Origin of the sequence: Alistipes sp. AF48-12 (genome assembly GCF_003477565.1) — a bacterium.
GTDB classification, from domain to species: domain Bacteria; phylum Bacteroidota; class Bacteroidia; order Bacteroidales; family Rikenellaceae; genus Alistipes_A; species Alistipes_A hominis.
The window spans coordinates 114,942-136,880 of record NZ_QUDJ01000009.1 but is presented as its reverse complement, the minus strand read 5'-3'; the positions used below and the strand labels follow the sequence as shown (position 1 = coordinate 136,880).

The window sequence follows — 21,939 nt, the reverse complement described above, 5'->3', positions numbered from 1 at the left end:
AGACAAAGAAAAGCTCCTCTATATCCTATTTATGATATTGGGAATAGTATTAGCTCCTCTATATCCTATTTATGATATTGGGAATAGTATTAGTAATAAGTAGTATCCAGTCTCATTTTTGGTTTAGAGCTTTTTCAACCAGCCTAATTGTTAATAGTTATTTATTTGTTACATCTTTATTAAAAATAAAATCATTTCACGTGCCATAAGATGGAGCCTGGCAGTCGTGTAGATCTTTTATTATTTTTCGCGATAAAATTTTTGGCAGTTAGGACTTTCGTTATTGCACTTTTTCAGGATCCGGCTGAAATCGGTTTCAGCCGGATCTTGATTTGACGATCGATTAAAATCCGCTACCTCATACAACAGACTGACATGTATCAAATAGTAGGCATCGTACTTATGTTAGTGAGTTGCATCGGAAGTGTGTTGTTGCCGCATTACTTCGATTGGAATACGGAACAATCCATGACACTGCGATTGGTTACCGCTCTGGTCTTATCGGTAGTGTCTATCCGATTGTGCGGAATATTCCCGCGCAAAGTTCTTTCGCTAAACCGCGGAGAACAGTTTCTCTATATATGGCTAACCGCCATAGGATGCCTCTGCTTGTTGTCCGGACAGCCGTCCGCCGAACCGCTGTTTTCCGCCGGTTTGATCGGAAGCCTGTTTTTACTGCTAAAATATTGTTTTAACGAAACGACGATCCGCAGGCTGTTTATTCCGCTGGTCGCCACCGGTTGCTGCGAAGCCACTTACGGACTGTTACAAAACAAATCCGTTCTGGGAGCGCAGGGGCACTTCGATAACCCGGCCGGATTCGCCGCAACGATGGTCGCATTGCTGCCGTTCGCAATCCTGTTGATCCGGGAAACCGGAACGCTGAATCGAACAGTCGGCATCAGCGGCACACTGCTTTTTATCACCGCCATCGTCGTATCGGAATCACGAGCCGGTATCGTAGCCGCCATCACCATAGGACTATTATCGCTGCCCCGGGGGCTGTTTCGCCGCTTCTGCCGCCGCATCCGGATTGTATCCGGCGCTTTCCTGCTCTTTTTCCTGATCGCATGTACGGTTTTACTATACCAGTACAAAAAAGATTCGGCGGACGGACGCCTGCTGATCTGGCAGTGCTCCTGGAATATGATCCGGGACCGGCCACTGCTGGGGCACGGGCCAAACGGATTTACCGCCAAATACATGTTATACCAGGCCGATTATTTCGCCGAAAAACCGGACAGCCGCTTGGCTCCGCTGGCAGACAATACCAAACACCCTTTCAATGAGTATCTCGGATGTGCGGTAAGTTTCGGTCTATTGGGAATCCTGCTCCTGGGCGGTCTTTTCATCGCTATGTTGCTCATATCTCCGAAAAAAACTCCATACAAAAAAACGGGTTTGACCTCGATTGCGGCAATAGCTGTTCTTGCCTTGTTCAGCTACCCGTTGCATTATACGATCATGCTCTGTTTCCTAACGCTCGATCTGTTCCTGGTGACCGGAAAGGAAAAAACGCCCGAACGCAGGATTCCGATCCGGATAATTCGGTTATCGGTAATTCCTTTCGCCCTTTTCTCGATCTCCACAACTGTCAGGCGGATTAAATCGGAAATACATTGGAACAAATCGAAGCAAACGATCCTCGCAGAAGCAAATTCCAGAGGATACGACGATTTGTATTCCGATTTAGGCGGCGAACCGTTGTTTTTATATAATTACGGAGCCGTGCTCAACCGTATCGGAAAATACAGACAAAGCCGCCTGATTTTAACCGAATGCGAAAAGCAATTCAATGACTGCGACTTACAAATAATCCAAGCGGACAACTATTTCCGGATCGGAAATTACAAACAGGCCGAAATACATGCAAAACTGGCTTCAAATATGTGCCCTAACCGTTTTGTTCCATTATATCAACTGGTTGAAATTTACGACAAAACCGCAAGGGAAGAAGAAGCCGTCTCATTGGCCCGGCACATGATCGATATGAAAGTAAAAGTTCCTTCGGAAACCGTATCTCTGATACGATACCGGATAGGAAAATTACTCGAAAAGGGAGAGTAAACACCTTCCAAAAACATACATTCCTATACAGCTCCGTACGCCGAATTTTCAAATTATAGAAATTCCTATTAACAACGTCCGTTTTCTTTGGAAAACCGCCGGATAAACTATATCTTGGCAACCAAACCTAACACCTTTGAAACCCTACATACGCTTTACCTTCGCCTTTTTATCGCTTCTGTCGGCAGGTACCGCGCTCGCCCAAACCAAAACGGGATCACTGCACGGCGTAGTGGTCGATTCGGCGCAGCGTGTCCCGCTGATCGGAGCGACCGTAACCGTCGCTTCGCCTTTCGACACGGTCACCGTAATCACCGACAGGCAAGGAGCTTTCTCGATCGGACGAATACGCGATACGCTCGTCCGCACCCGAATCTCATACATCGGCTACCGGGATTTTTCGAGCCGGGTACGGATCGGGCCGAAAGGCACGCGGATGGATACGGTGGCGCTCGGAACGGCCGATTACCAGCTCGAAGCGGCCGTCGTACAGGGCGAACGCCCGCTGATGGGGCAGCGCGGCGACACGCTGATTTACCACGCCGAAGCGATACGAGTGCTGCCCGGCGACGAGAGTATGCAGTTGGTGCTGCGGATGCCCGGCATGGAAGTCAAAGACGGAAAGATCACCGTGATGGGGAAAGTCGTCGAACGCACCTACGTCGACGGCAGGCCGCTGTTCGGGGAAAATTCCGAATCGGCGCTGCAATACCTCGAAGCCCGCGACGTGATCGATATCCAGGTATACGAAGAGCTGGTCGAAGAGGAAAAAATCAAGAACAACGCGAACGGAAAAAAACGCACGGTCATGAACCTCATAACCCGCAGCAAACCCGAAAAGAGCATCAACGTCCGCGTCGAGGGCGGCTACGGAACCGACCTGGACGAAGGGGCCGACGGTCGGCACGGAGAGCGTTACCGGGCCGGCGGGACATACCGCTATTTCTCGGAAAAACGAAGCATGGGCGTACGCGCAGGAACCAACAACAGCAGCCAGGGGTCGGGCTACAATAAAAACACCTACGCCTCGGCCGACTTTTCGAAGCGCTGGGGGAAAGAATTTTTCATCGACGGCAATTACAGCTACAACAACGATTTCAACCGCTCGCAGTCGATCTCCCGGCAGGTTTATTTTCCGACCGAGGATTACCAGTCGCGCACTTACGACGATACGTCCAGAACCGAAAACGGATCGCAGAACCACCACGTCTCGCTGCACATGCGCTACAATACGAAAAACGACTTTCTGTTTTTCGCCCCGAACGCCCGTTTCTCGCGCAGCGTCTCCCGGAGTTACCGCGGCGCGCTGAACATGCTCGACGGCGAAACGCTGAACCGGGTCGCCACCTCGCAACGCAGCGACGGCGACAGTTACAACATCTCCGAAAACCTGGCCTGGTCGCATGCGTTCAAAGAAGGGAAGCACGGATTCAACCTGTCCGCGGACGGCACGCTGAGCAAAAACAACGACGACGGCTGGCAGGTCGATTCGCTCTCTTCAACCAGCGACCGCACCTACTTGGAAAACACGGCCGAAGGCCACAACCGTTCCGTTTCGGGCGGCATCGGCTACTTCTACCGTTTCAAGGAAAAATACTCGGTCGGGGTCAATTATCACATTTCCTATGAAAACAGCCGGTCGAAACGGCTTGCCGTCGACCGTTTCACCGGGCAGGTCGACACCTCGCTGACCTACGACTACTCGCGCAACTATACGACCCAGAACTACACCTTCAACATCAGCCATTTCACCGAGAAGCTCTACTTCGCCGTCAATGCCGGATACCGGTCTTCCCGGCTCAACAAGGACGAAGCGTTCCCGGACGAACGGCGCGACCGAATCACGTTCCGCAGCTTCCAGCCTTCGGCGTCGCTGAACTATACGATCAGCCCGACGCGGCGCATCTACGTCAACTACTCGTCCAACGCGCAACAGCCCGGGGTCGAACAGCTCCGCAACGAACTGAACTACCAGAATCCGCTCAGTCTGTCGGGCGGCAATCCGGATCTGAAACAAAGCAACATGCACTCGGTATACATCGGATATACCGCCGCCAAAACCGAAAAATCGCGCACGTTCAGTCTCAACTTCAACGGTAGCGTCACCGCCCGCGAGATCGCCACCAAACAGGTATTCTTCACCGAAGACACGCCGCTGCCCGAATACAACGGCTACATCGCTCCGAAAGGCGCTACGCTGACCACGCCGGTCAACGTGAACGGCGCCGGATCGATGCGGTTCGGCGCCGGCTACTCGCTGCCGGTCAAAGCGCTCGACATCACGTTCAGCGCTAACGCCGGATGCGCTTACAGCCGGCGCCCCACCTATATCGGCGACGAGCTGAACTACACGAACAGCCTCTCTCCGAACCTCAGCCTCAGCTTGATCGGCAACAAATCCCTCGTCTACCAGTTTTCGCTGTACACCAATACGGCGTACAACCGCACGTCAAACTCCCGGAAATCGGACAACAACACGATCAACCAGACCGTAGCGACGAACCTGACCGTCAACATCGTCAAAAAGATATACGTCACGGCCAACTACAACTACTCGCTCTACCACAACTTCTCGTACGCCGACGGCGACGTGAACACGCACATCCTGAACCTAACGTTCGGCTGCAAGCTGTTCAAAAAACGACAGGGCGACATCAACATCACCGCCTACGACCTGCTGAACCGCACCGCCAACTTCTCGACCAGCATGTTGGCCGACTACATCAGCTATAACTGGACGCAACGCTCCGGACGCTATCTGATGTTGAACCTCAGTTACAAATTCGACAAAACGGGAAAACTGAAAAAGAGAGATTAGCATCCGGAAACCGCCGGAACAGGAAAAACAAGAATTTGCTAAACTTTTTTAAAAACAACCGGAAATTTCGTACATTTGCAGCCTACTTATTACGGACTTTTGCAATCAATCCACACCCTATGAGCATCTCTGAACTTAGCGAACAGGAACAGATCCGGCGCAACTCGCTGGCCGAACTGCGTAAACTGGGCATAGAGCCTTACCCGGCGGCCAAATACGAAGTGACGGCAACCGCCGCGCGGATCGCTGCGGAGTACGATCCCGACAAAGGAAATTTCCAGGGGGTTTCGATTGCCGGACGGATCATGTCGCGGCGGATCATGGGAAGCGCCTCGTTTTTCGAACTGCAGGACCACACCGGCCGGATTCAGGTGTACGTCAAACGCGATGACATCTGCAATGGCGATCCCGAATCCACGCTGTACAACAAGGTTTTCAAAAAACTGCTCGATATCGGCGACATCGTCGGCATCCGGGGATTCGCCTTCATTACGAAGACCGGAGAACTGTCGGTGCATTGCAAAGAACTCACGGTACTGAGCAAATCGCTGCGCCCGCTGCCGGTCGTCAAAGAAAAGGATGGGCAGGTATACGACGCCTTCAGCGATCCGGAACTGCGTTACCGCCAACGTTATGTCGACCTGATCGTCAATCCGCAGGTACGCGAAGTATTCCTCAAACGCAGCAAGATCGTCAACACGATGCGCGCGTTTTTTAACGAGCAGGGATACGTGGAGGTCGAAACGCCGATCCTACAATCGATTCCGGGGGGAGCTTCGGCCCGTCCGTTCGTCACGCACCACAATGCGCTGGACATCCCGCTTTACCTACGGATCGCCAACGAGCTGTACCTGAAGAAACTGATCGTCGGCGGATTCGACGGCGTATACGAATTCGGCAAGGACTTCCGCAACGAAGGTATGGACCGTACGCACAATCCGGAGTTCACCGTAATGGAGATATACGTCGCGTACAAAGATTACATCTGGATGATGGGATTCGTCGAAGAGATGCTCGAACGCGTGGCAAAAGCGTTGCACGGCAAGACCGAAGTTATGATCGACGGTCGTGAGATCAGTTTCGCCCGGCCGTTCCGCCGCGTTACGATGACCGATGCGATCCGCGAGAAAACCGGCTTCGACATCACCGGCAAGAGCGAAGGCGAGCTGCGCGAAGCCTGCAAAAAGCTGAACGTGGAAACCGACGAGACGATGGGCAAAGGCAAGCTGATCGACGCGATCTTCGGACAGTACTGCGAAGAAGATCTAATCCAGCCTACTTTCGTAACGGACTACCCGATCGATATGTCGCCGCTGTGTAAACGCCACCGCAACAACCCCGACCTGACCGAGCGGTTCGAGTTGTTCGTCAACGGCAAAGAACTGTGCAACGCTTATTCCGAGCTGAACGACCCGATCGACCAACTGGAACGCTTCCAGGAACAGTTGCGGCTCAGCGAAAAAGGCGACGACGAGGCGATGTTTATCGATATGGATTTCGTCCGAGCGCTCGAATACGGTATGCCGACCTGCTCGGGAATGGGAATAGGAATCGACCGACTGACGATGTTCATGACCGGACAGACGACGATTCAGGACGTGCTGTTCTTCCCGCAAATGCGGCCCGAAAAAGCGGCGCAGAAAGATCCGGAAGAGAAATACGCGGCGGCCGGCGTTCCGGCCGAATGGGTTCCGGTATTGCAGAAAATGGGCTTTTTGACCGTCGACGCACTGAAAAAACTGTCGGCAGGCAAGCTGTTCAACGACCTGTGCGGCTATAACAAGAAAAACAAGCTGGGACTGAAAAACCCGACTGCCGACGAAGTAAAAACGTGGGTGGAGTAACGGCAGTACCGATCAACGAAAAGACATCAAGGATTAAATACCGAAAAATTATGAGAAAGAAAGTAGTAGCAGGTAACTGGAAAATGAACACCACCCCTGCGGAAGGCGTAGAATTGTTGAAAGGCGTAGCCGCACTGAAAGGCGACGTTTGCTCGTGCGTGAACTTCATCGTAATTCCGCCGTTTACGCACCTGTCCGAGATCGTAAAGAACGCCAAAGGAACCGGCATCGCCGTCGGAGCGCAGAACTGCGCCGCCGAAGCCAAAGGCGCCTACACCGGCGAAGTTTCGGCTAAGATGATCGCTTCGCTGGGCGTGGAATACGTGATTCTCGGCCACAGCGAACGCCGCGAATATTACGGCGAAACCAGCGCTACGCTGAACAAGAAAATGGTTCAGGCCTACGAAAACAACCTGATCCCGATCTATTGCGTCGGCGAAAAACTCGAAGAACGCGAAAACGGCAAATATTTCGACGTGGTGCGCGCGCAGATCGAAGAAGTGGTTTTCAACCTGACCCCGGAACAGTTCTCGAAACTGATCATCGCTTACGAACCCGTATGGGCGATCGGAACCGGTAAAACAGCTACCGCGGAACAGGCTCAGGAAATCCATGCGTTCATCCGCAAGGTGTTGGCCGAAAAATTCGGCGACGCCGCAGCCAATACCGTGATCCTGTACGGCGGAAGCTGCAAACCGAGCAACGCTGCCGAACTTTTCGCCAAGGAAGACGTCGACGGCGGCCTGATCGGAGGCGCCGCTTTGGTAGCGTCCGACTTTATCGGCATCGGCAAAGGTTTTTCGAAATAATCTGTTACCGGATTTCAAACGAAGGGGCCGCGGTTTCGAACCGCGGCCCCTTTGTTTTTCTGCGAAACTTGCTTATCTTAGCGCGGTAACTATTCTCATATCTGAATGGAAATTGTCATAATTATCGGGCTGATCCTTTTGAACGGCTTATTGTCGATGTCGGAAATCGCGATGGTGTCAGCCCGGAAATCCCGCCTCGAAGCGGACTCCAAAAAAGGCAGCCGGGCGGCGCGTACCGCCCTCAAATTAGCCAACAGCCCCGATACATTCTTGTCTACGATCCAGATCGGCATCACGCTGATCGGCATCTTGACGGGTCTCTATTCCGGCGAGGTGCTGGCGCAGAGTTTCGGCAAAGTGATCGCAACGATCGAGCCGCTGCGGACGCACGCGGTAGCCATCGCCCAGACGCTGATCGTTGCGATCGTCACTTACCTGACGCTAATCGTCGGGGAGCTCGTCCCGAAACGAATCGGGATGCAGGCTGCCGAAAAGGTCGCCAAACTGGTGGCGCGGCCGATGAACGTACTGTCGAAAATCGCGCTGCCATTCGTATGGCTGCTGTCAAAGAGCACTTCCGGCATGCTGCGCCTGCTCGGAATCAATACGCTGGGAGAAAGCAAAGTCACCGAAGACGAGATCAAAGCGATCATCCAGGAAGGAACCGTCGGCGGCGAGATCCAGGAAGTCGAACAGGACATCGTGGAACGCGTATTCAACCTCGGCGACCGCAACGTAGGGTCGATCATGACGCACCGCAGCGAACTGGTGTGGCTGAACATCGACGCCACGAACGACGAGATCGAACAAATCGTCAAAAACAACCTGTTCAACACCTATCCGGTGGCCGACCGGAATCTCGACTCGATCGCCGGCGTAGTGTACCTCAAAGACCTGTTCGGACGGTTGGACGAAGAGGGATTCTCGCTGTCGAAAGTGATTCGCCCGGCCCAATACATTCCGGAGAACCTGAGCGTTTACAATGCGCTCGAACTGATGCGGACGACCGGCGGACGCTACGGCATCGTCACCGACGAATTCGGCAGTATCGAAGGGATCGTAACGTTCAAAGACATCATCAAGGCGCTGGTAGGCTCGATGCCCGAAGCGGGCGAAGAACAGGACATCGTCGCCCGCGACGACGGCAGTTATCTGATCGACGGACAGATCCCGTTCTACGACTTCCTCGCGTTCTTCGACCAGGAGGAACTGTACAACGAATTCAATTACAACACGCTCAGCGGCTGATCCTCGAAGAGCTGGAACATATCCCGCAAACCGGCGAAAAGCTTTCGTGGCGCAATTTCAACTTCGAGATCGTGGATATGGATGCGGCCCGAATCGACAAAGTCCTCGTATCCATGAAACCGGCTGCGAACGGCGAACCGGCATAACATAACGTCGGAATCGGAACAAGAAACCGGCAAAACAAGAAGCAGGGCGGAGAACCAAAATTTTCCGCCCCGCTTTTCAATACCGGAATAATTTACCTGCCCAGCGCTTTCAGACCGGCCATCATCCCCATGATCGACGAGAAGAAAATGATCCACATCGCGATCGCAATCGCGATCCAGATCAAAGACGCCTTACAGTAATTGGCTTTCGTCTTGTTAACCCCGCCGCCGAAAGCCCAGACGAACAGCATCACGATATTAACCAGCGGAATCGCGAGTATCAGCATGACCAACATCCATTCGCCCACCGAGACGACGGGCGTTTGTTCTGCGGGTTGTTGTTGCACCGGAACGTTCTGCACCGGATTTCCATGATCGTCCAATATTTCCATAGCATGAAGTTTTAAAGGGCTCGTTCAACCATCTTCTTGTTTTCTGAAATAACCTTATTCCTCCGTTTTCGAACCGGTCTCGGCGGAGTCCTTTTCCTCCTCCCCGAACCACCGTTCGAACGTTTCGTTGTACGGGGCACGGGCGATTCCGCGTTCCGTAACGATCGCCGTGATCAGGTTGGCCGGGGTCACGTCGAAAGCCGGATTGTAGACTTTGACATCGTCCGGAGCCATACGCCGGGCATACCACATGTCGGTCACCTCTTCCGATCCGCGCTCCTCGATGACGATCGCATTCCCGTCCGGACAGCGCCGGTCGATCGTCGACGTAGGCCCCAGCACGTAGAACGGAATCCCGTAATGCCGCGCCATGATCGCCAGTCCCGACGTACCGACCTTATTAGCCGTATCCCCGTTCATCGCGATCCGGTCGCAACCGACGATAACCGCCTGTACCCAGCCTTTCCGCATCACTACGGAAGCCATGTTATCGCATATCAGCGTGATATCGACTCCGGCGTAACGCAACTCGTAAGCGGTCAGGCGCGCGCCTTGTAGCAACGGACGCGTTTCGTCGGCATACACTTTGAAATTATAACCCTGCTGCTGCCCCAAATAGACCGGAGCCAAAGCCGTTCCGTATTCCGAAACCGCCAAATGACCGGCATTGCAGTGCGTCAGTATCCCCATTCCGGGACGCAACAGCGATAGAGCGTACACGCCGATCCGGTGACACGAGGCGGCATCTTCGTCCCGAATCGCCAGAGCTTCGCGCAGCATTTGCCGTTTAATCCTGGAAACGGGCAGTTCCCGGTTGCGTAGTACGCACCGTTCCATCCGCTCCAACGCTGCCGACAGGTTCACCGCCGTCGGACGGGACGATTCGAAATAATCGCGGATTTCGACGAACCCCTTGTAAAAGTCATCGAACTTCCTCGCACGCAGCGATTTGCAACACACGTAAATCCCGTAAGCCGCCGTAATGCCGATCGCCGGCGCACCGCGAACCTTCAACCGGTGAATAGCGTCCCATACCGCTTCCTTCGTCGATAGCGACAGGTAAACTTTCTCACCGGGCAGGCTCGTCTGATCCAGAATGATAACGGCATTCGCCTCTACATCCAGCCGGACCGCCTGCAAATCGGTAAACAATTGTCCCATGATTCAGTTTTCAAGTCCTCACACAAAGTTATATTTTTTCGCTATAACCTGCAAACGCCGCAACGATTCTTCCTACCCGATACTTCAAAAAGACATTCGGACGCATATTTGCGTCCGAATATCCCATTCGATTCCCAGAGTACCGGATCAGACCTTGCCTTGAAGGTACCGGTCGATCGCTTTGGCGGCCCGACGACCCGCGCCCATGGCGAGAATCACCGTCGCCGCACCGGTCACGGTGTCCCCGCCGGCAAAAATACCTTCGCGGGACGTCTGCCCCCGCTCGTCGTCGGCCACGATACAGCCGCGCCGGTTGGTCTCCAAACCGTGCGTGGTCGATGCGATTAGCGGGTTCGGCGAGGTCCCGAGCGCCATAATCACCACGTCGCACTCGATATCGAACTCCGAGCCCTCGATTTCGATCGGAGAACGGCGCCCCGACTGATCGGGTTCGCCGAGTTCCATCCGCACGCAGCGGATTCCCCGCACCCAGCCTTTGTCGTCGCCGAGTACCTCGACCGGATTGGTCAGCATCTGAAAAGCGATCCCTTCCTGTTTGGCGTGATGCACCTCTTCGACGCGCGCCGGAAGCTCCGTTTCACTGCGGCGGTAGACGATATGCGCATCGGCGCCGAGACGGGCCGCCGTCCGAACGGCGTCCATCGCGACGTTACCGCCTCCGACCACCACGACCCGTTGGCCGACATAGATCGGCGTATCGTAACGATCGTCGTAAGCCTTCATCAGATTCGCCCGGGTCAAAAATTCGTTCGCCGAAACCACCCCGTTCAGGTTCTCGCCGGGAATACCCATAAAACGCGGCAGTCCCGCGCCCGACCCGATGAACACGGCCGAATAGCCTTCTTCGTCGAGCAGCGAATCGACCGTCACGGTACGTCCTACGATCACGTCGGTTTCGATCTCGCGCCCAGCTTCAATACGTTCTCGATCTCTTTGGCCACGACCTTTTCTTTCGGCAGGCGGAATTCGGGAATTCCGTATTGAAGCACGCCGCCGGCCTTATGCAGCGCTTCGAAAATCTTGACGCCGTATCCCATTTTAGCCAGGTCGGAAGCGCAGGCCAGACCGGCCGGGCCGCTGCCGACGACGGCCACTTTTTTACCGTTGGGCGCAGCGTCGCAACCGCTTCGCCGCCGTTGGCAATGCTCCAGTCGCCGACGAAACGTTCCAGTTTGCCGATCGCGACCGGCTCGCCCTTGATACCGAGGATGCAGGAGCCTTCGCACTGACTTTCCTGCGGGCATACGCGCCCGCACACCGACGGCAGCGAACTGTCCTGACCGATGATGCGCGCAGCTTCGGCGAAATCGCCCTTGACAACCTGCTCGATAAACTTCGGTATTTGCAACGAAACGGGGCAGTGCTCTACGCAACGCGGCTTTTTACAATCCAGACAACGGCTCGCTTCGAGCTGAGCCTCCTGAAGGTCGTAACCGTAACAAACCTCCTCGAAATTGGTGACCCGCACTTTCGGGTCCTGCTCCCGAACGGGAACACGGGGTATTTTATTTGCCATTTTTTATTCTGAAAACAATTGCTCCGGCCACGGCGGCCGGAATACCGTTCGATCGTCCGGGGAGACCTACCGGTCGAGCCCCACCTTGCAGACATGCCCTTCGGCACGCTCCTGCTCTATTTTCGCCTTGCGGCTTTCGATGGTCTTGTACATGCCTTGACGGCGCATCGCTTCGTCGAAATCGACCTCGTGCCCGTCGAACTCCGGGCCGTCCACGCACGTGAAGCGCGTCTTGCCGCCGACCGTTACCCGGCAGGCCCCGCACATGCCCGTACCGTCGACCATCAGCGTATTCAGGCTGACGATCGTCTTCAGACCGTACTGCTTCGTCGTCTTGGCCACGAACTTCATCATAATCATCGGACCGATGGCGATCACTTCGTCATAGCGTTTCCCCTGCTTATCGATCAGGTCGCGCATCAGGTCGGTCACCATGCCGTGAAAACCGGCGCTACCGTCGTCGGTAGCGATATATACGTTTCCGGCAACCTGCTTCATCATGTCGACGAAAATCAGCGTATCCTTATTCTTGGCGCCGATAATCACATCGGCTTTGATCCCATGCTGCGAGAGCCATTTGACCTGCGGATAGACGGGAGCTGTCCCGACGCCGCCGGCGATGAACAGTATCTTCCGCGAACGCAGCGTTTCGATATCTTCGTGCACGAAATCCGACGGCCGGCCCAGCGGGCCCGCGAAATCGGCCAGTTCGTCGCCCGGATTCATAGCGCACAACTTCGTCGTCGAATAACCCACCGTCTGCGTTACGATGGTTACCCACCCCTCCGCCGCATCGTAATCGGCGATGGTCAGCGGGATACGTTCCCCCTTTTCGTCCAGTCGCAGGATGATGAACTGCCCCGGCTTTGCCGAACAGGCGACACGCGGAGCCGCAATGTCCATCCGGTAAATATTGGGCGCGAGCAGCTCCTTTTTAATGATTTTATACATTTCCGTTTGTTTGGTTTAGGTCTTTATCTTACGATTTAAAAAATTTATTCCGCAATGTTCGCCGCCAGCCGGATTTCGCGCATCGGCCGCGACGGATCGTTGACGATCAATACGATATGATCCATCAGCTTCCCGGCGGGGGCGCCTTTCGTATTCAGCATAACGCTGAACGTGACGCTCTCGCCCGGGGCGATCTCCCGTTCGGGATCGAGCGTCGTGGACATGCGCTGTCCCAATTTCATATCGCGGAAAACAAGCGGTTCCTTCCCGTCGTTAGTCAGCGTAAAGTCGCGGCGCAGTTCCCCGGCCGCCTTTTGATTGCCGAAATGGTAGTACTGGGACGAAAAAGCCGCTTTCGGAGCCCGCTCCAATTCGGCGGCCGTCAACGACGAGAAATCGTCCGTAGCGATTCCGGTAGCCGAAAATTCGGTATCGGCGAGCTCGTCGTTCACCATCAGCGAAAAAGCGCCGGAAAGAACTCCCCACACGTCGCAGTCGCGCAAGTCGTAAGTGACCGTCAGAACGCCTTTCTGCTTCGGTTCGATCCGGGTGGCGGACAAAGCTACGTCCAGGTAGGGTTTCGTTTTCGGATAGACGACCGTCATGTTGAGCGGACGCTCCGTATCGTTATAGTATTCGATGGTTTTCGCTTTGATCGAACCGCGCGGCACATATCCCAGATTCACCGTACGGGTCGCCAGCCGCAGCGCGCCGGCCCGAACGGGGTACAACTCGCCGACCTCCTGCGGACGCGGGGTCACCTCGCCGGTAATGCTGATGACATTACGCCCCCCTCCGCTGCTTTGAATCGTGATGTCTTTGCGGAAAGCGCCCGGACGTCCCTCCGGGTTGTAGGCGATCCGGATCGTTCCGCGGCCTCCGGGACGTACCGGTTCCCGACTGTACTGCGGCGTCGTACAACCGCACGTCACCGTCACTTTTTCGATCACGACCGGCGATTTCCCTTTGTTCTCGAATTCGAACTCGTGCGACACCGCTCCGTCCGCCTCCCGGATCGTTCCGAAATTCCACACCTGCTGCGGAAATTCCAATACGGAATTTTGGGCGGGAAGCATTCCCGTCCACAAACAACCCAGCAATATCAACCCTATTTTCCAGCTTTTCATCGGTTCGGACGATCGGTGCGCAAAATTAAGCATTTCCCGCGAAATTCGCAATTCAGGCGCATAACGGACGTTACACCTCGAATCCGCACCGGATAAACATCCGTTTATCGGTTTCGATATCCGATCCGGTCGTAGTCAGCATATCTCCGACGATCAGCGCGCTCACGCCGCACTGCAACAACCGCTCTTCGAGATGCTTGATCCGCGTACGGCCGCCGGCCAGCCGGATAGCCGCTTCGGGATTGAGGATCCGCATGACGGCCACCGCCCGAACGATTTCCGAATCGGTCAGCGGCGGCGCCCCGGCAAGCCGCGTTCCGGGAATCGGATTCAACACGTTGACGGGAATCGAAACCGCCCCGGTCTGCCGCAGAGCGATGGCAAATTCGACGCGTTGCTCCTCGCTCTCGCCCATGCCGATGATCCCGCCGCTGCATATCTCCAGGCCGGCTTCCCGCGCCCACCCGATCGTCCGCAGCTTCTCGGCCACCGTATGCGTCGAGCAAAGTTTCGGAAAATAGGACGGGGCCGTTTCGAGGTTGCAGTGGTAACGCCGCACGCCGCTCTCTTTGAGCCGGCGCATTTGTTCCAGGTTCAGCAACCCGAGCGACGCGCAAAGCGAAACGGACACCTCGGAGCCGAGCCGGCGATAGATCGCGCAGATCCGGTCGGTATCGGCATCGGAAAGCGTCCGACCGCTGGTTACCAGCGAAAAGCGCTTCACGCCCTTGCGTGCATTGCCGGCCGCCTCTTCGACCGCTTCCCCGGCTCCTACCAGCGGATAGACCTCGACTTCCGTTTTATGAAATTTCGACTGAGCGCACCACTTGCAGTCCTCGCTGCAACGGCCGCTGCGGGCGTTCATTATCGAACACATGTCGATCGTTTTCCCCTGATAGCGCGTGCGCAACGCATGAGCCAACGCGCACAGTTCCGTTTCCGGAGTCGTTCTCAGCAATTCCAGCGCTTCGTCGTATCCCAGACGATACCCCTGTTCGATTCTCTCTTTCAGACGACCGATCGTTTCCATCCCATTTTATTTGCTTGTTATCTGCAAAGGTACTACATTTGATCTGAATTTTACGTTTCCCCTTTTATGAAAAAAGTATATTTCGTCACCGGCATCGACACCGATGCCGGCAAAAGCATCGTTACCGGAGTTCTCGCGCGCGATTGGGCCGGACGGGGCCGGCGCGTCGTCACCCAAAAATTCATCCAGACCGGCTGCCCCGGACTGTCGGAAGACATCGAAACCCACCGCCGAATCATGGGAACCGGGCTGTTGCCGGAAGACCTCGACGGCACGACCTGTCCGATCGTCTTCACCTACCCGGCTTCGCCGCACCTGGCGGCTGCGATCGATTCCCGCAGGATCGATCTGTCGCTAATCGGGAAATGCACCGAAAAACTGCTTGAAAAATACGACGTCGTCCTGCTCGAAGGAGCCGGCGGACTATTCGTTCCGTTGGAAGGGCTGTACAATACGATCGATTACGTCGCCGAGCGTCGGCTGCCGGTCATACTGGTCACCTCGCCGCGACTCGGCAGCATCAACCATACGCTGCTGAGTCTCGAAGCGTGCCGCAACCGGAATATCGAAGTCGCTAAAGTGGTCTACAACCTCTATCCACCGACCGACGCGCCGATCACGGACGGCACGCGGGATTACCTGAAAACGTACCTGCGGGAGTTTCATCCGCAGGCCCGGTGGCTGGAGGTAAACGACCGGTACGAATTATCGGAAGGAAGCCTTTGAACTGCGGTTCGTCCCGCGCACGAACAATACGAAAGGCTCCGGTTGCTGACCGGAGCCTTTTATTTACTGTCACAAACGGAAACCGCCTAAAGCAAATGCATCGAAACGGTCAGGCCGGCCACCACGATCGAAACCATACTCATCAGTTTGATCAGGATGTTCAGCGACGGGCCGGACGTATCCTTGAACGGATCGCCCACCGTATCGCCCACGACCGTAGCTTTATGGTTGTCGGAACCCTTGCCGCCGAAATTACCTTCCTCGATAAATTTCTTGGCATTGTCCCAAGCCCCGCCCGAATTGGCCATGAACACGGCCAGCACGAATCCGGCGCTCAGGCTGCCGATCAGCAGCCCCATCACCCCGGCCACGCCGAAAATGAAGCCGACCAGAATCGGAACGACGATCGCTATAATCGACGGGAACAGCATTTCGCGCTGGGCCCCTTTGGTCGAAATAGCAACGCAACGCGCATAATCCGGAGTCGCCTTGCCTTCGAGAATACCTTTGATTTCCCGGAACTGGCGGCGCACCTCCTCGACCATACTCTGCGCGGCGCGGCCGACGGCGTTCATCGTAAGTCCGCAGAACAGGAACGCCATCATCGCGCCGATAAAGGCGCCGACCAGCACGTTCGGATTCATCAGCGTCACCTGAAAATAGTCCATCATATCCAGGATATTGGCGTCGGCAATGGCTTTGGTCGTACCGTCGGCCAGTTGCAGGGTCGTCTCCCCGATGTGCTGCATCCCGATCTTGACCTCTTCGATATAGGAAGCCAGCAGCGCCAACGCCGTCAGCGCGGCCGAACCGATCGCGAACCCCTTACCGGTGGCGGCCGTCGTATTACCGAGCGCATCCAGCGCATCGGTGCGTTTGCGCACCTCCGGATCGAGTCCGCTCATTTCGGCGTTACCGCCCGCATTGTCGGCGATCGGGCCGTAAGCGTCGGTCGCCAGCGTAATCCCGAGCGTAGAGAGCATCCCCACCGCCGCGATACCGATCCCGTAAAGCCCTTTGCTGATGTTCTCGGCCGAAATCATGTGCTGCACGTCGAAATTGATCGCGCACAGGAAGGCGAGGATGATCGCTACCGCAATCGTGATTACCGGGATCGCCGTCGAGATCATACCCATTCCGATTCCGGAAATGATTACCGTCGCTGGTCCCGTTTCAGAGCTTTTGGCTATCTTCTGAGTCGGTTTATAAGAGTGGGAAGTATAATATTCGGTAGACTGCCCGATGATGATACCGGCCAGCAGGCCGACGATCACCGAAAACGAAATCCCGAGCCAGTTGTCGATCTGTAACACGTACAGTATCCCGAACGTACAGATAGCGATCAGCACCGAGCTGACGTTGACGCCGATGCCCAGCGCGCCGAGCAACTGTTTCATCGTAGCCCCCTCTTTCGTCCGCACGAGGAAAATACCGATCACCGACAACAGGATGCCCACCGCCGCGATCAACATCGGAGCCAGCACGGCCTGCATCTGCATACCGCTGCTCGCGAAAGCGGCTGCGCCCAGTGCGGCCGTCGCGAGAATCGAGCCGCAATAACTTTCGTACAGGTCGGCGCCCATACCGGCCACGTCGCCCACGTTATCGCCTACGTTGTCGGCGATCGTAGCGGGGTTGCGCGGATCGTCTTCCGGAATCCCGGCTTCCACCTTACCGACCAGGTCGCGCCCACGTCGGCCGCTTTGGTATAAATACCTCCTCCCACGCGGGCGAACAGCGCTTGCGTCGAAGCCCCCATCCCGAACGTCAGCATGGTCGTCGTGATGATCATCAGCTTTTGCGTCCCGGTGGCGTCGATGAAATGATTCAGGATCAGGTACCACACCGAAATATCCAACAGACCGAGTCCTACGACGACCAGTCCCATCACGGCTCCGCTGCGGAAAGCGACTTTCAGCCCCTTATTCAGCGATTGGCTGGCGGCATGGGCCGTACGCGCCGAAGCGAACGTCGCCGTGCGCATCCCGATAAAACCCGCCAGCCCGGAAAACAAGCCGCCGGTCAGGAACGCGAACGGCACCCACGGATTCTGCACACCGAGGCCATAGGCAAGAAACGCAAAGAACAACACGAGGATCAGAAATACGATCGCAACCACCCGGTACTGCTGCCGGAGGTAGGCCATCGCCCCTTTACGGACGTGCGCGGCGATCTCTTTCATACGGGGAGTGCCTTCGCTCTCTTTCATCATCGAGCGGAAAAAGTGCCATGCGAAGCCCAACGCTATCAGCGAGGCGACCGGCACGAGCCAGAAAATAAGTGGTGTGTTACTCATAACGGTTAATAGTATTAGATTATCTGAATTTTTATGAAAATTTCCGATACTCTTCAGTCCGCCGTTTTTCAGACCCGTTACGCACCAAACCGTTTCGTCGAACGAACAAAATTGCTCAAAGTTAATAAATTATTTTAAGATAAACTATCTTTGCAGCGGATATTCAATCGAAAATATGCGTAAAATTTCAAATCAGGAATTGGGGCGTCCTTCGGCCGAAGCGTTCGCTGCGATGGAAAAATGTCCCGTCACGGTCGTGCTGGACGACGTGCGTAGCGGCAATAACACAGGCTCTTTTTTCCGCACCGGCGACGCTTTCGCCATCGAACGACTCTGCCTGTGCGGGATCACCGGCACCCCGCCCGACCGGGAGATCCACAAGACCGCGCTGGGAGCCGAAACGACCGTAGAGTGGACGTATTTCCGGGATGCCGCAGATGCGGTGAACGAACTGAAAGCGCAGGAGTATACGATCCTGGCCGTCGAACAGGTCGAAGGCGCCGTCATGTTGGACGACTGGCGTTACAAGCCCGAAAAGCGCTATGCGTTGGTTTTCGGCAACGAGGTGAACGGGGTACGGCAGCAGGTAGTCGACTTGTGCGACGGAGCCATCGAGATCCCGCAGCGGGGAACCAAACATTCGCTGAACGTCTCGGTATCGGGCGGCGTGGTGCTGTGGGAAGTTTTCCGGCAATGGAGGGCATCGAAAGCGGCACAGTAACCGGCGGCGACACGGAAACGAAGTCCGTTCGAAAAAACGAAAAATCGTTGCCCGTTGCAAATTATAATTTTACATTTGCCCTGTCTAAACTGTGAAAATTATGTCGACAGATAATAAAACGCGGGTCGTGACCACCTACCGCCTGCAGGAGATGAAAAGCCGCGGGGAAAAAATAGCCATGTTGACCGCCTACGATTATTCGATGGCGCGGATCGTGGACAGCGCCGGCGTGGACGTGGTGCTGGTCGGCGATTCGGCCGCCAACGTAATGGCCGGTTACGAAACCACCGTGCCGATGTCGCTCGAACACATGATCTATCACGCCCGTAGCGTAACCCGGGCCGTCAAACGAGCGCTGGTCGTGGTGGACATGCCGTTCGGAACCTATCAGGGCAATTCGAAGGAAGCCCTCGCCTCGGCCGTTCGGATCATGAAGGAGTCCGAAGCCGACGCCATCAAACTGGAAGGGGGCGAAGAGATCCTTGAGTCGGTACAGCGCATCCTTTGCGCCGGAATTCCGGTCATGGGACACCTGGGACTTACCCCGCAGTCGATCCATAAATACGGCACCTACAGCGTCCGGGCCAAAGAGGAAGCCGAAGCCCGAAAGCTGATCCGCGACGCGCACCTGCTCGAAGCGGTCGGCTGCTTCGGAATCGTCCTCGAAAAAATCCCTGCGACGCTCGGCGCGCAGGTCGCCTCGGAACTGAAAATCCCGCTGATCGGCATCGGGGCCGGAAACGGCGTCGACGGACAAGTGCTGGTGATTCACGACATGCTGGGGATCAACAACGAATTTTCGCCGCGTTTCCTCCGCCGTTACGCCGACCTGTATTCGGTTATGACGGACGGGGTGAGCCGTTACGTGTCGGACGTCAAAAGCGGCGATTTCCCGAACGAAAAGGAGCAGTACTGATCGTTCCATCCATTCCCGCCGCATAGATCAAACGGCGCGTTTTTATGCAAAGCCACGATCGAAACGATCGTGGCTTTATCGTTGCGTCCCCCTCACAAGACATCAAGACATTTTCTATCATTTTTGTAACTTTTACGAGCGTACTCCGTTATAATAAATAAATTTGACAGTGTAACTTACACATTCATACAGACAAAAGCCCGAAGTCCGTATCGACAAAACCTCGGAAAGACAGCGAATGCCGGATTCGCTTTCCGACGTGAAACCAGATGATGAAAAAAACTGCCAGACAAAAAACGCTGCCGTTTATTATTTTGCCGCTCGTAGCACTCCTTGCCACGAGGTGCGCCAAAGACGACTGTCCGTCCGACAAAAAACCGGGCAAAACCGAAATCTTCATTCGCGCCGCTCAGGAAACGGCCTCTTTCGCACCCCCGGAACAGGAAAGTCATTCGAAAACGATCATCGGCGGCGACAATCTCGATAAAGTATACTGGTCGGAACTGGATGCGATCCGGGTCTACTGGCGGCCGGCGGGAAGCGACGACGCGCTGAACGGACAGACGTTCGAATGTTTCCGTCCCTACCCGTGGGGAGCGTTGTTTTCCACGCAGATGTCCGACCTCGAAGCCGGCGACTATACCTATTACGCCGCCTATCCCGCGCCGGAGTCCGTGGACGGCACCCGGGCGACCTATACGCTGCCCGCCGTGCAGGACGGAACCTACGACATGCGCGATTACGACATCAAAGATCAAACCTCGCACGGCGCTTATAAAGGAAACTGCGATTTCATGCTGGCCCGTCCGGTAACCGCAGCGGCGCTGACGGCCGGGAGCGAAACCCTGGCGATGCACTTCATTCACCAGTGCCACGTCATGCGAGTACAGGTTCCGGTCGGCCGCAACCAATGGGGCGAACGGGTGAGCCGGCTGAGAGTCGAATTTCCCGCAGCCGTAGTGGGAAGAATGACGATGGATCTGGCCGACCCGACCGCTGCGCCGCAGCTGACCGAAGGCGGCAACACGGTCATCGCCGAACTGAAAAATCCGCTGACCGAATCGACCGAGGATAATCCGGACGGAAATTACGTATGGCTATTCCTGTGTCCGGGCAACATCAGCGGCGACGTCCGTTTCACGGCTTACGACGAGAACGGTTACCAGTCGGGAAGCCTCAGCGTGCCGATCGACAGAACGCTGGAAGCCGGACGGATCACGCCGGTCACGCTGACGGTTCCGGACGAACTGCCGGTCACGTGGCTCGACTTCTCGATCACGGGCAACAATCTCGGCGAAGAACCGAATTCTTTCACCGTAACGGCCCCGGACGGGGCGACGTTCCGCAACGGAACGAACAAACAGTCGTTCACGGTCAATGCGGAGAATAAATACATGCTCGGTTTCTACAACGAAGTGGACGGCCGGGCCAACGGCGACCTGATCCGCAACGGCGGTTTATCTTTTTCATACGATTCGGAACATGCCATCGTAACTTCACACAAGGCCGTCGATTTCACAGCGGAAGCCCACACTGAAATCAGCCTGACCGTACCGTATCTGTTTTATGAAGACTTCGGCGGAGCGGGCGGAAGCGACAGGAACAACAACACGGAAGACTTGGGAAAATACAACCTTACGGGCTGGTCGGCTTCCCGGTTCGGAATCCAGGCCAACACCTCGGCCATGATATTCGGTTACCTGGGATCATCCATTGTGACGGATCCCGACAAAGGAGACAATCACCGGGGGCGGATCGACACTCCCCACCTGACCGGTCTCAAGGAAGGCGCGAATGTCTCTTTGCTCGTTTCATACGACGTGGGAGGAACGAAAAAAAACGGAAACACAATACTGAATAAAACAACCGTCATGTATTCCAAATACGACTTCGGCACCGACACCAAGACGGGAACGATCAAAGGGGACGGCAATGCGATCGAGAACATATTTCTGACCGAAGAACCCGGTACGAACGGCAGTTATACGAATCTGCCTGTTCACAGGAACATCACCGTAACCGGATGCACCAACAAACACCGCCTATCGTGGAGAGCTTCATTTCGGGTAGACGGGCAAGGCTTATCCACGATAACAGCAGGCGATACCTACGTTTACATAGACAATATACGGGTTTCCATAAAATAACAG

Annotated in this window: 15 protein-coding genes and 3 pseudogenes; 9 read left to right on the top strand and 9 right to left on the bottom strand. The window is 55.4% G+C overall.

Annotated features, from left to right (window positions below):
- Window positions 1-468 precede the first annotated feature (468 nt).
- From DW082_RS07460 to DW082_RS07440, 5 genes and pseudogenes are all read left to right on the top strand, one after another.
- Window positions 469-2,067, top strand: coding sequence for an O-antigen ligase family protein (locus tag DW082_RS07460; RefSeq protein WP_172970757.1), 1,599 nt, complete (start codon window positions 469-471; stop codon window positions 2,065-2,067).
- Between the two features lie 136 nt (window positions 2,068-2,203).
- Window positions 2,204-4,885 carry an outer membrane beta-barrel protein gene (locus DW082_RS07455; RefSeq protein WP_118458059.1) on the top strand — a complete coding sequence of 894 codons (2,682 nt, stop codon included), beginning with the start codon at window positions 2,204-2,206 and terminating at the stop codon, window positions 4,883-4,885.
- 119 nt (window positions 4,886-5,004) lie between these two features.
- A complete protein-coding gene (gene lysS / locus DW082_RS07450) occupies window positions 5,005-6,729 on the top strand; it encodes a lysine--tRNA ligase (RefSeq protein ID WP_118458057.1) in 1,725 nt (574 codons plus the stop codon).
- A gap of 50 nt (window positions 6,730-6,779) precedes the next feature.
- Window positions 6,780-7,538 carry a triose-phosphate isomerase gene (gene tpiA, locus DW082_RS07445; RefSeq protein ID WP_055205541.1) on the top strand — a complete coding sequence of 253 codons (759 nt, stop codon included), beginning with the start codon at window positions 6,780-6,782 and terminating at the stop codon, window positions 7,536-7,538.
- A 105-nt stretch (window positions 7,539-7,643) separates the two neighbouring features.
- Window positions 7,644-8,932 (top strand): annotated as a pseudogene (locus DW082_RS07440) (hemolysin family protein).
- A gap of 92 nt (window positions 8,933-9,024) precedes the next feature.
- On the opposite strand, the gene DW082_RS07435 reads toward DW082_RS07440, so the two are convergent.
- From DW082_RS07435 to bioB, 8 genes and pseudogenes are all read right to left on the bottom strand, one after another.
- Complete coding sequence (locus DW082_RS07435) at window positions 9,025-9,324, bottom strand: hypothetical protein (protein WP_101570975.1); 300 nt, start codon at window positions 9,322-9,324, stop codon at window positions 9,025-9,027.
- 54 nt (window positions 9,325-9,378) lie between these two features.
- On the bottom strand, window positions 9,379-10,485 hold the full coding sequence (gene mtnA / locus DW082_RS07430; RefSeq protein WP_055205539.1) for an S-methyl-5-thioribose-1-phosphate isomerase: 1,107 nt from the start codon (window positions 10,483-10,485) through the stop codon (window positions 9,379-9,381).
- Window positions 10,486-10,632: 147 nt separating this feature from the next.
- Complete coding sequence (locus DW082_RS15480) at window positions 10,633-11,394, bottom strand: FAD-dependent oxidoreductase (protein ID WP_409049073.1); 762 nt, start codon at window positions 11,392-11,394, stop codon at window positions 10,633-10,635.
- Window positions 11,391-11,750 (bottom strand): NAD(P)-binding protein, encoded by a 360-nt coding sequence (locus DW082_RS15475; RefSeq protein ID WP_409049075.1) that lies wholly within the window; start codon window positions 11,748-11,750, stop codon window positions 11,391-11,393. The genes DW082_RS15480 and DW082_RS15475 overlap by 4 nt, the downstream gene beginning before the upstream one ends.
- A pseudogene (locus DW082_RS15470) lies at window positions 11,702-12,022 on the bottom strand (dihydropyrimidine dehydrogenase); the annotation flags it as partial. The pseudogene DW082_RS15470 and the gene DW082_RS15475, both read right to left, overlap by 49 nt.
- A gap of 66 nt (window positions 12,023-12,088) precedes the next feature.
- Window positions 12,089-12,973: a sulfide/dihydroorotate dehydrogenase-like FAD/NAD-binding protein gene (locus DW082_RS07420; protein ID WP_118458055.1), complete on the bottom strand. Its 885-nt coding sequence runs from the start codon at window positions 12,971-12,973 to the stop codon at window positions 12,089-12,091.
- A gap of 44 nt (window positions 12,974-13,017) precedes the next feature.
- A complete protein-coding gene (locus DW082_RS07415; RefSeq protein WP_182424124.1) occupies window positions 13,018-14,100 on the bottom strand; it encodes a DUF1573 domain-containing protein in 1,083 nt (360 codons plus the stop codon).
- A 70-nt stretch (window positions 14,101-14,170) separates the two neighbouring features.
- Window positions 14,171-15,130 carry a biotin synthase BioB gene (bioB, locus tag DW082_RS07410; RefSeq protein ID WP_055205535.1) on the bottom strand — a complete coding sequence of 320 codons (960 nt, stop codon included), beginning with the start codon at window positions 15,128-15,130 and terminating at the stop codon, window positions 14,171-14,173.
- A 66-nt stretch (window positions 15,131-15,196) separates the two neighbouring features.
- Here bioB and bioD point away from each other — a divergent pair, with 66 nt between their 5' ends.
- Complete coding sequence (gene bioD, locus DW082_RS07405; protein ID WP_118458051.1) at window positions 15,197-15,856, top strand: dethiobiotin synthase; 660 nt, start codon at window positions 15,197-15,199, stop codon at window positions 15,854-15,856.
- 86 nt (window positions 15,857-15,942) lie between these two features.
- Here the strand turns inward: bioD and DW082_RS07400 are convergent.
- A pseudogene (locus tag DW082_RS07400) lies at window positions 15,943-18,152 on the bottom strand (sodium-translocating pyrophosphatase).
- A 175-nt stretch (window positions 18,153-18,327) separates the two neighbouring features.
- Between DW082_RS07400 and DW082_RS07395 the strand changes: the two are divergent.
- The 3 genes from DW082_RS07395 (at window position 18,328) to DW082_RS07385 (ending at window position 21,936) form a co-directional block, all read left to right on the top strand.
- A complete protein-coding gene (locus DW082_RS07395) occupies window positions 18,328-18,873 on the top strand; it encodes an RNA methyltransferase (protein WP_118458049.1) in 546 nt (181 codons plus the stop codon).
- Between the two features lie 100 nt (window positions 18,874-18,973).
- Complete coding sequence (gene panB / locus DW082_RS07390; protein ID WP_055205531.1) at window positions 18,974-19,789, top strand: 3-methyl-2-oxobutanoate hydroxymethyltransferase; 816 nt, start codon at window positions 18,974-18,976, stop codon at window positions 19,787-19,789.
- Between the two features lie 269 nt (window positions 19,790-20,058).
- Entirely contained in the window at window positions 20,059-21,936 is a 1,878-nt protein-coding gene (locus DW082_RS07385) for a fimbrillin family protein (protein WP_118458047.1), read from the top strand.
- Window positions 21,937-21,939 lie beyond the last annotated feature (3 nt).

Coding starts and splice junctions, on each gene's coding strand:
- bioD (WP_118458051.1), top strand. CDS start 15,197: ATGAAAAAAGTATATTTCGTCACCGGCATCGACACCGATGCCGGCAAA.
- DW082_RS07460 (WP_172970757.1), top strand. CDS start 469: ATGACACTGCGATTGGTTACCGCTCTGGTCTTATCGGTAGTGTCTATC.
- panB (WP_055205531.1), top strand. CDS start 18,974: ATGTCGACAGATAATAAAACGCGGGTCGTGACCACCTACCGCCTGCAG.
- DW082_RS07385 (WP_118458047.1), top strand. CDS start 20,059: ATGATGAAAAAAACTGCCAGACAAAAAACGCTGCCGTTTATTATTTTG.
- tpiA (WP_055205541.1), top strand. CDS start 6,780: ATGAGAAAGAAAGTAGTAGCAGGTAACTGGAAAATGAACACCACCCCT.
- bioB (WP_055205535.1), bottom strand. CDS start 15,130: ATGGAAACGATCGGTCGTCTGAAAGAGAGAATCGAACAGGGGTATCGT.
- DW082_RS07395 (WP_118458049.1), top strand. CDS start 18,328: ATGCGTAAAATTTCAAATCAGGAATTGGGGCGTCCTTCGGCCGAAGCG.
- DW082_RS07435 (WP_101570975.1), bottom strand. CDS start 9,324: ATGGAAATATTGGACGATCATGGAAATCCGGTGCAGAACGTTCCGGTG.
- DW082_RS15475 (WP_409049075.1), bottom strand. CDS start 11,750: ATGCCCGCAGGAAAGTCAGTGCGAAGGCTCCTGCATCCTCGGTATCAA.
- DW082_RS07415 (WP_182424124.1), bottom strand. CDS start 14,100: ATGAAAAGCTGGAAAATAGGGTTGATATTGCTGGGTTGTTTGTGGACG.
- DW082_RS07420 (WP_118458055.1), bottom strand. CDS start 12,973: ATGTATAAAATCATTAAAAAGGAGCTGCTCGCGCCCAATATTTACCGG.
- lysS (WP_118458057.1), top strand. CDS start 5,005: ATGAGCATCTCTGAACTTAGCGAACAGGAACAGATCCGGCGCAACTCG.
- mtnA (WP_055205539.1), bottom strand. CDS start 10,485: ATGGGACAATTGTTTACCGATTTGCAGGCGGTCCGGCTGGATGTAGAG.